General features: G+C 72.7%; 17 protein-coding genes. 5 read left to right on the top strand and 12 right to left on the bottom strand.

Annotation, left to right across the window (positions count from 1 at the left end):
- Positions 1 to 13: 13 nt before the first annotated feature.
- The 9 genes from HD597_RS25445 to HD597_RS25485 are packed head-to-tail and all read right to left on the bottom strand — an operon-like array spanning position 14 to position 6,825.
- Positions 14 to 157: a hypothetical protein gene (locus HD597_RS25445; protein WP_253745228.1), complete on the bottom strand. Its 144-nt coding sequence runs from the start codon at positions 155 to 157 to the stop codon at positions 14 to 16.
- Positions 135 to 605, bottom strand: a complete 471-nt coding sequence (locus tag HD597_RS25450) for a hypothetical protein (RefSeq protein WP_253745229.1) — start codon at positions 603 to 605, stop codon at positions 135 to 137. Before HD597_RS25450 ends, HD597_RS25445 begins: the two co-directional genes overlap by 23 nt.
- Positions 598 to 1,089: a WXG100-like domain-containing protein gene (locus tag HD597_RS25455; RefSeq protein WP_253745230.1), complete on the bottom strand. Its 492-nt coding sequence runs from the start codon at positions 1,087 to 1,089 to the stop codon at positions 598 to 600. Before HD597_RS25455 ends, HD597_RS25450 begins: the two co-directional genes overlap by 8 nt.
- Positions 1,080 to 1,424 carry a hypothetical protein gene (locus tag HD597_RS25460; protein WP_253745231.1) on the bottom strand — a complete coding sequence of 115 codons (345 nt, stop codon included), beginning with the start codon at positions 1,422 to 1,424 and terminating at the stop codon, positions 1,080 to 1,082. The genes HD597_RS25455 and HD597_RS25460 overlap by 10 nt, the downstream gene beginning before the upstream one ends.
- Positions 1,421 to 1,870: a YbaB/EbfC family nucleoid-associated protein gene (locus tag HD597_RS25465; RefSeq protein ID WP_253745232.1), complete on the bottom strand. Its 450-nt coding sequence runs from the start codon at positions 1,868 to 1,870 to the stop codon at positions 1,421 to 1,423. Before HD597_RS25465 ends, HD597_RS25460 begins: the two co-directional genes overlap by 4 nt.
- On the bottom strand, positions 1,867 to 3,042 hold the full coding sequence (mtnK, locus tag HD597_RS25470) for an S-methyl-5-thioribose kinase (RefSeq protein WP_253745233.1): 1,176 nt from the start codon (positions 3,040 to 3,042) through the stop codon (positions 1,867 to 1,869). Before mtnK ends, HD597_RS25465 begins: the two co-directional genes overlap by 4 nt.
- Positions 3,039 to 4,064, bottom strand: a complete 1,026-nt coding sequence (locus HD597_RS25475) for an ABC transporter permease (RefSeq protein ID WP_253745234.1) — start codon at positions 4,062 to 4,064, stop codon at positions 3,039 to 3,041. The genes mtnK and HD597_RS25475 overlap by 4 nt, the downstream gene beginning before the upstream one ends.
- Positions 4,061 to 5,752: a sugar ABC transporter ATP-binding protein gene (locus HD597_RS25480; RefSeq protein ID WP_253745235.1), complete on the bottom strand. Its 1,692-nt coding sequence runs from the start codon at positions 5,750 to 5,752 to the stop codon at positions 4,061 to 4,063. The genes HD597_RS25475 and HD597_RS25480 overlap by 4 nt, the downstream gene beginning before the upstream one ends.
- A complete protein-coding gene (locus HD597_RS25485) occupies positions 5,749 to 6,825 on the bottom strand; it encodes a substrate-binding domain-containing protein (protein ID WP_253745236.1) in 1,077 nt (358 codons plus the stop codon). Before HD597_RS25485 ends, HD597_RS25480 begins: the two co-directional genes overlap by 4 nt.
- Positions 6,826 to 6,875: 50 nt before the next feature.
- On the opposite strand from HD597_RS25485, the gene HD597_RS25490 reads away from it, so the two are divergent.
- The 3 genes from HD597_RS25490 (at position 6,876) to HD597_RS25500 (ending at position 8,292) form a co-directional block, all read left to right on the top strand.
- A complete protein-coding gene (locus HD597_RS25490; protein ID WP_253745237.1) occupies positions 6,876 to 7,466 on the top strand; it encodes a 1,2-dihydroxy-3-keto-5-methylthiopentene dioxygenase in 591 nt (196 codons plus the stop codon).
- Between the two features lie 179 nt (positions 7,467 to 7,645).
- Positions 7,646 to 7,924, top strand: a complete 279-nt coding sequence (locus tag HD597_RS25495; RefSeq protein WP_253745238.1) for a hypothetical protein — start codon at positions 7,646 to 7,648, stop codon at positions 7,922 to 7,924.
- A gap of 8 nt (positions 7,925 to 7,932) precedes the next feature.
- Complete coding sequence (locus tag HD597_RS25500) at positions 7,933 to 8,292, top strand: hypothetical protein (protein ID WP_253745239.1); 360 nt, start codon at positions 7,933 to 7,935, stop codon at positions 8,290 to 8,292.
- A 212-nt stretch (positions 8,293 to 8,504) separates the two neighbouring features.
- Here the strand turns inward: HD597_RS25500 and HD597_RS25505 are convergent, their stop codons facing one another.
- Positions 8,505 to 9,155: a YHS domain protein gene (locus HD597_RS25505; RefSeq protein WP_253745240.1), complete on the bottom strand. Its 651-nt coding sequence runs from the start codon at positions 9,153 to 9,155 to the stop codon at positions 8,505 to 8,507.
- A gap of 211 nt (positions 9,156 to 9,366) precedes the next feature.
- Here HD597_RS25505 and HD597_RS25510 point away from each other — a divergent pair, with 211 nt between their 5' ends.
- Entirely contained in the window at positions 9,367 to 9,735 is a 369-nt protein-coding gene (locus HD597_RS25510; RefSeq protein ID WP_253745241.1) for a TetR family transcriptional regulator C-terminal domain-containing protein, read from the top strand.
- 187 nt (positions 9,736 to 9,922) lie between these two features.
- Here the strand turns inward: HD597_RS25510 and HD597_RS25515 are convergent, their stop codons facing one another.
- Entirely contained in the window at positions 9,923 to 10,249 is a 327-nt protein-coding gene (locus tag HD597_RS25515) for an ArsR/SmtB family transcription factor (protein ID WP_253745242.1), read from the bottom strand.
- 535 nt (positions 10,250 to 10,784) lie between these two features.
- Positions 10,785 to 11,405: a TetR/AcrR family transcriptional regulator gene (locus tag HD597_RS25520; protein WP_253745243.1), complete on the bottom strand. Its 621-nt coding sequence runs from the start codon at positions 11,403 to 11,405 to the stop codon at positions 10,785 to 10,787.
- A gap of 109 nt (positions 11,406 to 11,514) precedes the next feature.
- Between HD597_RS25520 and HD597_RS25525 the strand changes: the two genes are divergently transcribed.
- Positions 11,515 to 12,696, top strand: coding sequence for an FAD-dependent oxidoreductase (locus HD597_RS25525; RefSeq protein WP_253745244.1), 1,182 nt, complete (start codon positions 11,515 to 11,517; stop codon positions 12,694 to 12,696).
- The last annotated feature ends 101 nt before the right edge of the window (positions 12,697 to 12,797 follow it).

A 12,797-nucleotide genomic window follows, 5' to 3' on the forward strand; every position in this document is an offset into this window, starting at 1 on the left:
GCCGGGAGGGGGCCTACTCGTCCTCCTCCCGGCTGTCGCGCTCCTGCCTCAGCTCTTCGGCCAGGCCCTTCGCCCAGGCGAGGCGTTCCTCCTCCGGCAGGTCGAAGTAGCCCTCCGGCAGCGCGGCCTGGATCTTACGCCTCCTCGAGAAAGCCACCGGCGCCTCCTGTCCCGATGTAGTCGCGGGTCTTCACATCGTAGATGGCGATCTGGTCGCTCTCCCTGGCCAGCTTGATCGCCGTCTTCCTGCGGGGGATGTTCATCGACGGTTCGAGCCACACCTTCCCGTCCTCGATCCAGCAGCCGAGGTAGATGTTCCCGCGGTTCTCGAAGACGTCCCTGTTGTCGCGGAGGTAACGGTCGATGGCGCGGGCCGCGACGTCCGGATCGTCCAGGATGCTCTCCGGGAATTGGGCCGTACGCCCGGTCGTGGCCACCATGTATCCCCTGGCGGGAGGCCGGCCGGTGGCCGGGGACCAGGAGAAGCCGCCGCTGCGCCGGGCGTCCCTGACCAGGCTGCCGAGCGGGACGGGCTTGGCGCCGCGGAAGAACCTGGCGGCCCGGCGGGCGATGAACCCGGCCGCCCCCGCGGGCACCCTACGCAACCAGCACCCGCGCCGCCTGGTTCATCGACAGGTTCACCAGCGCCCCGGTGAGCTGCTTGAGCGCCGGGATCGCCAGCAGCGAGCCGCCCGACGTGGCCGGCGCCGCCACGACCGCGAGCCGCATCCTGACCAGCAGCGCGGCGAGCTGCACGAACAGCACGATCTTCAGCGCGAGCACGAGTGCGGCGCAGACCACCAGGCAGACGCCGACGACCTGCGCGCCGGTCACGCCTTCCGCGATGGCCGTGCGCGGAGCCTCGTCCCCCCTCCAGGTGGTCAGGAACGCCGCCACGGCCTCTCCCGCGTTGCCGCGCCGCACGGCCTCGGCGACGAGGTCGGCCTGCCCGGTGATGCCGGCGAGCCGGCCGCCGAACCCGGCCCAGGCGGTGGCCAGCCGGTGCAGCGACTCCTCGTCCACCTCCGGCCAGAGGTAGCCGAGCTCGTTGAGCAGGGCGGACAGCGGTGCGGGCAGGCTCAGGCCCATGTCGCGCCCGCCTTGCTCGCGGCGGCGGTTTCCAGGTCGGCGCCCCGGTAGGCCTCCAGGTCGGCGCCCCGGTAGGTGGCCGCCATGGAGGTGAGCCCCTCGCCGTACCCGCCCAGTGCGGTGACCGCGGCGGCGATCGAGCCGGCCGCGATCTCCTGGATCGTCCGGTACGAGACGGCGATCATGGCGCTGATGTCGTCGTCCTGCGGGATCGTCCCGTCGGCGGACACCGCGGCGAGCAGGTCGTCGAGCGCTCCGCTCACGTCCGAGGCGACGCCGCCGAGGTCCGTTCCCGCGTTGTGCAGCACGGTCGTGCGGACTTCGTATCCGGTCATCGGTCGATCCGCCTTTCGAGTTGCCGGAGCAGGTCGGTGATGGTGTCGGCGAAGAGGCCGAACCGGTCGGCGGAGAAGTCCTGGAGCTCGCCCAGCTGCGCCGAGAGCGCGGCCAGGTCGGGGCCCGCCGATCCGGCCCGCGCCTCGCCGGCCGCGCCCTCGATCGCCTCGTTCACCGCGCCCTCGATCGCCTCGTTCACCGTGCGCACGATCAGCCCGGCCAGCTCGGCCGACTCCAGCCGCCCGGCCCGGGGGTTCAGGTCGAGTGAGCGCAGGCGCACACCGTCGGCCGACAGGACGGCGGTCGCGCGGATCAGGCCGCCCCGCTCCTCGGCCTCGTACTCGGCCGTGGCGGGGGCGCGAGGTGCGGTCCCGGCCGCGTCGACGGCGCGCCTGGCCGCCTCGATGAGGCGGTCGAAGTCCGCCGCGCCGAGGGGGCCGCTCATCGGCTCGTCTCCGCCAGCACCTGCCCCACCCGCTCGAACAGCGGTTTCGGCTCGCCCCGCGGCCCCGGCGCGGTCAGCAGCAGCCGGGCCCCGGCCAGCACGGACCGGACGGCGCGCACGCGCAGGTCCTCGGGCAGGGACTCGATGTCGCTGACCGCGGAGAAGCCGATGACGCGCCGGGCCGCCTTGGCCGCGGCGAACGGCACGGCATCGGCGTACACCTGGGCCAGCCAGGAGTCGAGGCCGATGATCCGCGGGTCGGCCCGGCCCGGCCACAACCGCGTGAACTCCTCGGCGAACCCCCGCCAGGTCTCCTCCGCCTGGGCCAGTACCCACGCGGCATGCGCGTCGTCGCCCAGGACGACGGCGCGGGCGGCGGCCAGCGCGTAGTTGCCCCACAGCGCCCCCAGGTCGAAGCCGACCGGGCCGTAGAAGGCGAACTCGACGTCGAACGCCCGCGCGGAACCGTCGCGGACGAGCACCGAGCCGGTGTGCAGGTCACCGTGGATCAGCGCCTCCGCGTGGGTCAGGAACGCGAGCTTGGCCGCGCCGATGGCGGCCCGCACGTCCGGGTCGTTCGCGTACGCCGCCACGTCCGCCACGTTGGCGGGCAGGATCCGGTTGTGCTCGTGGGTGATGTACGGCTCGGTGAAGACCAGGTCCTCGGTGATCTCGCACAGCTCGGGGTTGGTTGCGGTGGTCAGCGCCGCCTTGTGCCCCTTGGCGCCGAGGCCGAACACCGAGGTGCCGAACGCGACCCTGGCGACGTAGCGCCCGAGTGCGGCGGCCACTCCTTCGTGGCGCAGCCCCTCGTTGAGCGCCCCGCGCCAGACCCGGTGGTCCGACAGGTCCTCGATGGCGATGACGTGCCGGTCGGGGTCGGCGTCGTAGATCTCCGGCACCAGGCCGGGCGCCACCCGGTTGTGCACGCGCAGCGCCCGCCCCTCGATGCCGTTGCGTTCAGGGGTGATGGGCCAGGTGGGATCCACGCGGACGTACGGGAGCGCCTGCTTGAGCACCAGCCCGCCACGCTCGGCCACGGCCACGAACACCAGGTTGAGGTTGCCGTCGCCCACTTCGCGCACCTGCGACACCGCGCCGAAGCTGGCCAGCGCGGGCCGCGTGGCGACGTAGCCGGCGACGGTCTCGACGGTGAGGAGCTCGTAGCTCACCTGATCCTCCTGAGCGTGTAACTGGTCACCAGCGCGCCGGCCAGCAGCGCGCCCTGGACGAAGGTCTGGGCGTAGTAGGGGGCGTTCAGCATGGTCAGCCCGTTGATCACGACGCCGATGAAGAGCGCGCCCACCACGGTCCCGAGCGCGTTGGGCCGGTTGGCGCCGAGCACCGCGAAGCCGATCAGCGCCGCCGCCACCGACTGCAGCAGGTACGGGTCCCCCGCGCCCACGTCGCCCCGGCCGAGCCTGGCCGACAGCAGGATCCCGGCCACGGCCGCGCACACACCGGACACGGCGTAGGCCAGCGCGCGGTATCGGGCGACCCGGATGCCCGCCAGGCGGGCGGCCTCGGGGTTGCCGCCGATCGCGTACAGGGCCCGGCCCCAGCGGGTGTGGTTGAGCAGGACGTACACGGCGGCGGCGAGCACCGCGAACACCACCACGGGGACCGGCACCGACACGATCGTGCCGCCGCCCAGCCAGGCGAACCCCTCGGTGTAGCGTCCCGGCGCGGGCGCGCCGTCCACCGTCATGCCGGGGGCGACCGACTGGCCGCCGGTCACGATCAGCGCCAGCCCCTGGAAGAGGAAGAGCGTGCCCAGTGTGGCCACCAGGTCGGGGACCTTCGCGACCACGGTGAGCAGCACGTTGACGGCCGCCACGAGCAGGCCGGTGAGCAGGCCCGCGACGATGGCGGTGCCGCCCGTGAGGTTGAACCTGACCATGGTCAGCGCGGTCACCATGACGACGGCGCCGACGCAGGCGCCCGCCGACAGGTCGAAGCCGCCGGTCGTCATGGAGACGGTGACGCCGACCGCGACGATCCCGACCACGGCGACGGACTGCAGGACGATCAGGGCGTTGGGGAAGGTGGCGAAGGCCGGGCGGAGCAGGGAGAACACGACGAGCATGACGGCCAGCACGCCCAGCAGCCCGTATCGGTAGGCGACGGCGGCGGCCCAGGAGGCGGCACGCCGGGAGGACGGCGCCGCGGCAGGGCCCTCGCCGGTGACGGTCATGCGCTGCCTCCGTGAGTCGACTCGGCCAGACGCCCGGAGCCCTCGGACAGATGTCCGGGACCCTCGGGCGAGTGCTCTTGTGGGCGGGCCGCGGCAGGGCGTTGCGAGGGTGTGCCGGACATGAGGGCGGCCAGGCGTTCGGGGGTCGCCTCCTCGATCGGGAGCTCCCCGACGGCGGAGCCCTCGTACAGGACGAGGACGCGGTCGGCCAGGCCGTGCAGTTCCTGCGGGTCTGAGGTGGCGACGACGACGGCCGCCTGCCCGGCGCGCTCGCGCACGACGCGGCCGATGTCCGCCCGGGCGGCCACGTCCACACCGCGGTAGGGCTCGTCGAGCACCAGCAGCCGCGGATCGCCCGCCAGCCAGCGGCCGACCACGACCTTCTGCTGGTTGCCGCCCGACAACGCCTCGACGGGCGCGTCAGGTCCCGGGCCGCGTACCCCGAACAGGTCGATCACGTGCCGGGCGGCGGCCGTCTCCGACCGCCGCACCACCAGCCCGGACCGGCTGTGCCGGCGCAGCCAGGGCAGCGTGACGTGCGCCCGCACGGACCAGCCCGGCACGATGGCCTGTGCCGCCCGCTCCTCGGGCGCGAACGCCACTCCTCTGCCGATCGCCGCACGCGGATCCCTCGGCCGGTACGGCTCCCCGTCGAGCAGCAGCCGCCCCGACACCAGCGGCCGGGCGCCGCCGAGCTGTTCGAGCAGCTCGCTCTTCCCCGCTCCGACCAGCCCGGTCACCCCCAGCACCTCGCCGGCGCGCACCCGCAGGGTGAACGACCGCCCCCGAGGCACGGCCCGTACCTCCTCGGCGACCAGCACCTCGCGGCGCTCCGGCGAGCCCTCGGCGACCGCGGCGTCCGCGGCGTCCGTAGCGTCCGTAGCGTCCGTAGCGTCCAGGGTCTCCGGGGCGACCGGAGCCTCCGGGGCGACGGGGGCGTTCGGGGCGACGGGGGCGTTCGGGGCGACCGCCGGGCGCTGCGCGCCGAGCATGGCGATCACGATGGACTCACGAGAGAGGGGCGCCGTGAACGTGGCGGCCAGTTCGCCGTCCCGCAGCACAGCCACCCGATCGCACAGCGCCTCGATCTCCGACAGCCGGTGCGACACGTACAGCACCGACACCCCCCGCGACGCCGCCTCCTTCACCCGGGCGGCGAGCGCCGCGGCCTCCACCTCCGACAGGGTCGAGGTCGGCTCGTCCAGGATCAGCAGCCGCGCCCGGCGGGCCAGGGCGCGGGCGATGACGATCTGCTGCCGGGCGCTGGCGGGCAGGCTCTCCACCGGGGCGTCCAGCGGCAGCGCCAGGCCGGGGGCCACCGCGGACGCGGCGGCGCGGACCCGGGCGCGGGTCACGAACCAGCCGCCTCCAGCCGGGGAGTCCAGTGTCAGGTTCTCCGCCACGCTGGCGCCGGGGACCACTCCGTCGTCGATGTTCTGGTGCACGGTCTGCACCCCTGCCGCCTGCGCGTCGAGCGGTCCGGCGAAGGCCAGGGGCCGCCCCTCGTACGACAGCGTCCCCGACGTCGGGGCCGTGGCTCCGGAAAGGATCTTGATGAGGGTCGACTTCCCTGCGCCGTTCGTGCCGATGAGCCCCAGGATCTCCCCCGGCCGCAGCTCCAGCGTGACCGACGACAGCGCCCGGGTGGCTCCGTACACCTTGGAGACGGCGGTGACCGCGAAGGTCACGACGCCGCCCAGGGCACGCGCGCCACGTCGGGGGTCGTGAGACCCGGGAAGGCCCGCGTGAGCTGCTCGACGCTGGTGATCCCGGCGTCCCGCAGTCCCTGCTGCGTGATGAGCGATGGCGGGACGGACAACGCGCGATCGACGTTCTCCCCCGCGACGAGCAGGGCGGCGGCGCGTACCGCGACGCGACCGACGTTGGCCGGGTCGGTGGCCGAGGTCGCCACCCACGGGCTGCCGGCCTCGGTCATGACGCCGATGTCGGCCGTGGAGATGTCCGCGCCGTAGATCTTGACCTTGTCCGCCAGCCCGAGCTCCTTGACGGCCAGCGCGGCGCCCTTGGCGAACTCGTCGTACGGCGCGAAGATCGCCTTGACGCCCGGGTTGGCCTGCAACGCGGCCTTGGCCTGGTCAGCCACCGCCGAGGCGGTGGAGCTGTTGACCACTCCGATCTGGGCGACCTGCTTGATGCCGGGGTTGTCCTTCTTGAACTGCTCCCAGGTCTCGTCGCGCCGGTCCAGCGGGGCGAAGCCGGCGACGTAGACGTAGAGGACCTCGCCGGAGCCGCCGGTGTCGGTCTTCAGCGCGCCCAGCGCCTGCTCGGCGATCTGGTGGTCGTCCTGGGTCAGGGCCACGGCCTGCGGGGACCCGGGGTCGACGTCGAACGCGACGAGCGGAATCTCGGCCGCCACCGCCTTCTTGATGGCGGGCTGCACGGTCTGGGCGAATCCGTGGTCCACGATGATCGCGTCGGACTTCGCCGTGACCGCCTGCTCCAGGTTGAGCGCCTGCTTGTCGTTGTTGCCGTCGCCGCTGGAGACCTCGAGCCGCACGTTGAGCGCCTTGGCCTCGGCCTGCGCGCCGGCCAGCCACTGCTCGAAGTAGTCGCCCGACGAGAGCTGACGTACCAGGGCGATCCGGACGTTCCCGCCGGCGAACGTCGCGGGCGGGGAGACGGAGGGAGCGGCGGCGGACGCGGACGAGGGCGCCGGGGCGGAGGGCGTGGCGGGCGCGCCCTGCGAGCAGCCGGCCAGGGCGAGCAGGGCGACGACGCCCAGGAGTGGTGCGGGTTTCACACGGCGGACTATATCCCACAATTCATGCATGTATTGTAGGATTATCGGTCATGACGTACCTGACCGTGTACAGCGACAGCGAACAGCCCGAAACCCTGCTGGAGACCGAGGACGCCGCGGAGATCGCGGCAGTGCTCAAGGACATCGACGTCGTCCTGCGCCACTGGCAGGTCGTCGAGAGTCTGCCGCAGGACGCGGGCCAGGAGGAGATCCTGGCGGCCTACAGGGCGGAGATCGACCGCGTCATCGCCGAGGAGGGCTACACCTTCGTCGACGTCGCGAAGCTCCACCCCGACGGCGGCGACGACTGGCCCGAGCGGGCCGCGGCCGCCCGGCGCAAGTTCCTGGCCGAGCACACCCACGACGACGACGAGGTCCGCTACTTCGTCTCCGGCTCCGGCATCTTCTACCTGCACGTGGACCACAAGGTGCACGCGGTGCTGTGCGAGGCCGGCGACCTGCTGAGCGTGCCGAAGAACACCACGCACTGGTTCGACATGGGCACCCGGCCGTCCTTCACCGCCATCCGCTTCTTCCACGACGACGACGGCTGGATCGGCGACTTCACCGGCAGCCCCATCGCCGGGCGCATCCCGGACTTCGACACCATCACGGCCACCCGCGCGGCCGCAACGGGCTGAGCCCGGCCGGCGACTCCCGCCCTCCGGACCACACGTCCCGCCCGGTCGCCCGCCGCTCGATCGCCCGCCGTCCGATCGCCCGCCCCGCTCGCATCGCCCTCGCGGCGCTGTGGCCGATCGTCCTCGGCGTCCCCTCGGGCACGCGAGCGCTCGACCCCGGCTCGGCACTCGTCGCCCGGGTGCCCGCCGAGATGTTCGGCGTCTCGAACGGGCTCGGGTACGCGGTGCTCAACGCCCGCGACAACCTGGGCGCCGAGCTGTTGCGGGAGCGCGAGCACCACGGTGGTGGCGAGCGGGCCGGCCCGAGCGCGCGGGACTCGCCGCGCGGCGTGGCACGGCGCGCATGCAGGCTCGAACGCCATCGAGTGCGGCTGTTCACCTTCACCCGTGCGCCTTCGACGGCCGACCAAGGGTGCGGGCGCGTGATCATGTGGCGGTTCGCCCCACTGCCAACATAATGGTGCGGGTGACGGACATCAGCGGAGCCGAACGAGCGTCGGTCGTCATCAGGGCGACCCGATTCATCCTGATCCTCCAAGCCGCGTTACTCCTGGTGAACCTGGCCTACGTGCTCGTCTACACGCCCTCGTTCGCCAACCCTGTGGCCTGGCTGTTCCTCGCGTACAGCGCGGCCCTCCTGATCCTTGCGGCCTGGGTGCTGTGGCGCTGGTCTACTCGCAGAAGAAGGGTGCGTTGGGTAACGGTCGCCCTCCAGGCGGTCATGCTGGCCTTCAGCAGCAGCTACAGCTGGGTCTGGCTGTGTCTCCCGCTGGTGGTCGTCGTTGTGCTGCTGCTGCCGGCAGCGGCTCGCTGGTTCGACCGCTGAACGGGGATGGACGCCACGTCCGTCTCCTCTCGCAGGCTCATCAGGACGCCGCACGATCAATCGCAAGCCACGTCGTGTCGCGGTCAGCTGACGTTCCCTCCGCACGGCCGGACGGGGACGATCGCCACGATCGCAGCCAGATCGCCGGCCGAGGTAGCCCCCGGGCTCGGGCGGCCGGTCAGCTCTTGCGCCGCGATGACAGCGCTTCGTCCCTACTGGCTGAGTGACAGCCCGTGCTCGTCGGCGAAGGCCCGTCGGCACAGGCCGTGGCAGAAGCCGTACAACGCGCCCTGGTGCACCAGGGTGAGGGTCGAATCGTCGAGATCCACGCTCATCCCGCAGATCGGGTCGATCAGCGTGCCGTGTGCCGGTTGTGGTGGTGCCGGGCTTCGCGCGGTGTTGTCGCGGTAGGTGCGGGAGACGAGTTCCGTCAGGTCCATGCTGGTCATGGCCTTGCCGTGGAGGCCGACGCCGCCCTCGGAAATGCCGTCCACCAGGACCGTCGCGTGTGGCCGGCGACGCAGGCGTTCCGGGTCGCGGCCGGCGGCCCGTTCGGTCTCGCTCAGCGTGCCGGTGACGATGTCCACGGCGTACTCGCACATCTCCTTGCGCCACGACGCCGGGACGGTGACGCGGACCAGGTAGCGGGGCGGGTCGTCGGGGACGGCCGGCGGCCGCTCGCCGAGCACCCACGTGACGGGTTCGTGCACGAGGACCTGGGTGAGCGTGCGCTGGGCGTCGAGCACCTCGGTGGCATGGCTGTCGTCCTCGGTCATCAGCGTGTCGATGAGCCGGCGTCCCAGCGACTGTCGTTCTTCTTCGCTCAGTGCTCCCTTGGGCACGAACACCTCGATCAGCAGCATCCCGTACTCGGCTCCTTCGGCAGACGTTGTGATGCGCCTCCCACAATGCCCGGGTGGGGTATGCAGGGTCATCCGGCGAGAGGACGATCCGTTTCCTACTACGAGGGAAGTAGCCGCTCATGGCGCGGCCGCCGAAGGTGGACGGACACCCGGGCGCATCTCCGTTCGGACGATCATCGTCGCGTCAGCGACCGCCTTCGCAGTCAGCAGCGTGAACGTGGCCGGGCACCCCGGCCTTCGCGCAGCAGCGTTCCTCTACGGTTCCGTCCAGGCCACCACCACACCCGGCCATCCCGCCGGATGCCTCGGCGTCCAAGGCTCCCTGGCCGCGGGCGAGGCCGGTCGCAGCGCCCGGGACACGCTGGCGGCCTGGCGCGACAACGGCATCTGGCTCCTGCGGGAACGGTTCCAGCGGGCCGTCGACGAGGGCGACCTTCCCGCGGGGACCGATCCCGGCCTGCTCGCCCGATACCTCATGGCCGTGGCCAACGGCATCGCCGTTCAGGCCGCCGGCGGCGCCACCCGCGACGACCTCCACAAGGTGGCCGACATGGCCCTGCGACACTGGCCGCCCGCCTGACACGAACCGGCATCAGCGCTCTTCGCGTGCAGCAACTCATCGACAAGCGCCCGGACGTCACGGTCGCGGCCTCGGGACCCGGTGAATGAACGACTTCCTCCGGCCGTAGATGCCGACGCGCAACTCCTCGATGAGGCTCAACCGATCAGGCCACGACGGGCGCCCCGGCGCGGGCCCCCGAAGCCTGTCAGCCCTCTCGCGCCATGGCCTCCATCAGCGCGTCCAGCAGACCCGGCACCGCCTCCTGGAGGGCGGCGCGGCGGAGGCGGTGGCCACGGGAGGGACCGACCATCACCGGGTGGAGGATGCCCGCCTCCACCAGGATCTTGAAGTGGTGCGTCGCGGTGGACTTGTTCAGGCCGTCGTAGAGATCCGAGCAGGGGGCTTCCGCGGCCGGGTGCGTCGCCAGGCGGCGGACCATTTCCAGGCGCACCGGGTCCGCGAGGGCACGCAGCAGCTTCTGGACGGTGGCCACGGGCGGCAACCGGTCCGGAGGGGTCTCCCAGGACGGCATCAGACGACTCCAAGTTTGACGAGCGCCGCACTTCTCCCTAGATCCCCAAAGTACGATCCACATCGAACTTACCAGGAGCCTGGAGCCCTGTCCGACCGGTACGGCATCGGCGCGACCGTCTGGGGCGGCGCCGCGCTCTTCCCCGCCTCCTCGGTGCTCGCGGCCCTGCTCTGCCTGGCCGCCGTGATCGCCGAGCGCCTGCTGGGACGCCGGACCAGGCGCCTCGAGGCGGCGCCGGCGGCCGGCGTGCGCGAGGCGACCAAGGCCGGCCGAGGTGACGTCCAGGACCTCGGCCTTGTCCTCGACCGGTTGGAGCGGCACAGGCAGGCGCGACAGCCCTGGTCACGGACGCCACGTCCGCAGCGACATGCGGAGTGCAGCCGACCGGCGGCCTGGCCCGAGCCTGGGCGCGGAAACGAGAGGTCGAAACGCCGCCACCTCGCCGCGCAGCGGGCTCAGACCGCCCCTTCCCGGCCCGAGCCTGGATCGATGTCAGCCGAGGCGGTCTCTACGCACGCGCAGGCGAGGCGCTTGCTCACGCTCCGCCCGCGGCGAGCGCGCTCCAGCCGTGTTCCAGGAGGTCGAAGGCCCGGGTGATGGCCTGCCGGGGGTCGTCGTGGGCGCAGGCGGCGCGGGGGGCTTCGAGGGCGAAGTGGGCCAGGGCGGTGCAGGCGGGGTCGTCGGCGGCGAGGCCGCCCTCCTCGGCGATGGCCCGGGCGAGCGCGGCGGTGTGGCGCAGCCACATGGTCTGGGCATAGTCGCGCAACGCGGGCGTTCTGGTCACCAGGTCGGCGAAGGCGGCGAAGCCGGGGTCGCCATCGGGGGCGGCCAGCCGGGTGGTGAGGGCATGGTCGCGCAGCGCGGCCGGGATGGACAGGCCCGCGCGCCGGTCGCGGACGGCGGCGATCAGGCGGGCCTCCTGGTCCAGCTCCTCGTCGAAGACCAGGGCCTCCTTGACCGGAAAGTGCTTGAACAGCGTGGTGGTGGACACGTCGGCGGCGTCCGCGATCTCGCGAATGCCGACCGCGTCGTATCCGCGCTCCAGGAACAGGCGCAGCGCGGCGCCGGCGATGGCCTGCCGGGTGGCGGCCTTCTTGCGCTCGCGGCGCCCCATCGGCGCAGTGTCGGGCGCGATGTCGGGCGTGATGCTGGGCATACCCGGCATCCTACCTCTCCGGTTAACCGACTTCAAAAGTTGTGTTGTTGCACTTATTGAGTCGGTGTGCTTTTCTGGAGCGCCCCCACGACACGAACGGAGCACCACCATGACCACCGCGACACCCCGCATCGCCATCGTCGGAGCCGGCCCCGGCGGCCTGATCTGCGCGCGCATCCTCCAGCGACACGGCATCACCGCGGCCGTCTACGAGCGCGACCCCGGCCCCGCCGCCCGCGACCAGGGCGGCACCCTCGACCTGCACGCCGACAACGGCCAGCTCGCCCTGCGCGAGGCCGGCCTCCTGGAGGAGTTCTTCCGGCTGGCCCGCCCCGAGGGCCAGGAGATGCGCCAGCTGGACCCGGCCGGCACGACGCTCTTCCACCACGTCCCCCAGGAGGGCGAGCGGTTCAAGCCGGAGATCGACCGCGGCCGGCTACGCGACCTGCTGCTCGGCTCGCTCCAGCCCGGCACCGTGCGCTGGGGCCACACCCTGGAGGCGATCAGCGGCCCCGCCGAAGGCCCCCGGCGGCTGCACTTCACGGGCGGTGCCACCGTGGAAGCCGACCTCGTCATCGGCGCCGACGGCGCCTGGTCCAAGGTCCGCCGCGCCGTCTCCCCGGCCACTCCCCGCTACAGCGGCGTGCACTTCCTGGAAGCCTGGTTCCACGACGTCACCACCCGGCACCCCGCCATCGCCGAGCTCGTCGGCCAGGGCAGCGCCGCCGCGGCCGACGGCGAGCGCGGCCTGTTCGCCCAGCGCAACGGCGGCGACCACGTCCGCGTCTACCTCGTCCAGCGCGTCCCAGCCGACTGGATCGCCGCCGCCGGTCTCAGCCACGGGGCCACCGACGGCATCCGCGCCCTCCTCCTGGAGCGCTACCGCGACTGGTCGCCCCGCCTGCGCCGGCTGATCACCGACAACGAGGGCCCGTACGTCGACCGCCCGATCTTCGCCCTGCCCGTCCCGCACACCTGGGCGCACCACTCCACGGTGACCCTGCTCGGCGACGCCGCCCACCTCATGCCCCCGCTCGGCGTCGGCGTCAACCTCGCCCTGCTGGACGCGTGCGAGCTCGCCCTGGCCATCGCCCACCACGGCACCATCGACGCGGCCGTCCACGCCTACGAGCAGACCATGCTGCCCCGCTCCACGCACCTGGCCCGGCTCCTCGACGGCGCCGCCGACGGGCTGCTGTCCACCGACCTTCCCGACTTCGCCACCGCCGGCGGGATCGAACCGAGCGCCGACGCCAGGCCGGCAGGAAGTCCCGGCGCGACCAGCCGGTGAGCCCGCAGCCCTGATCACAGGACCTGTGCGACGCTCCTGATCCGGGAGGTCGTCAGATCGGCGGCCTGCCGGCCGGGCGGAGCCGTCGCCGCTCACCGGCC

This window comes from Nonomuraea thailandensis, from assembly GCF_024172165.1.
Lineage (GTDB): Bacteria > Actinomycetota > Actinomycetes > Streptosporangiales > Streptosporangiaceae > Nonomuraea > Nonomuraea thailandensis.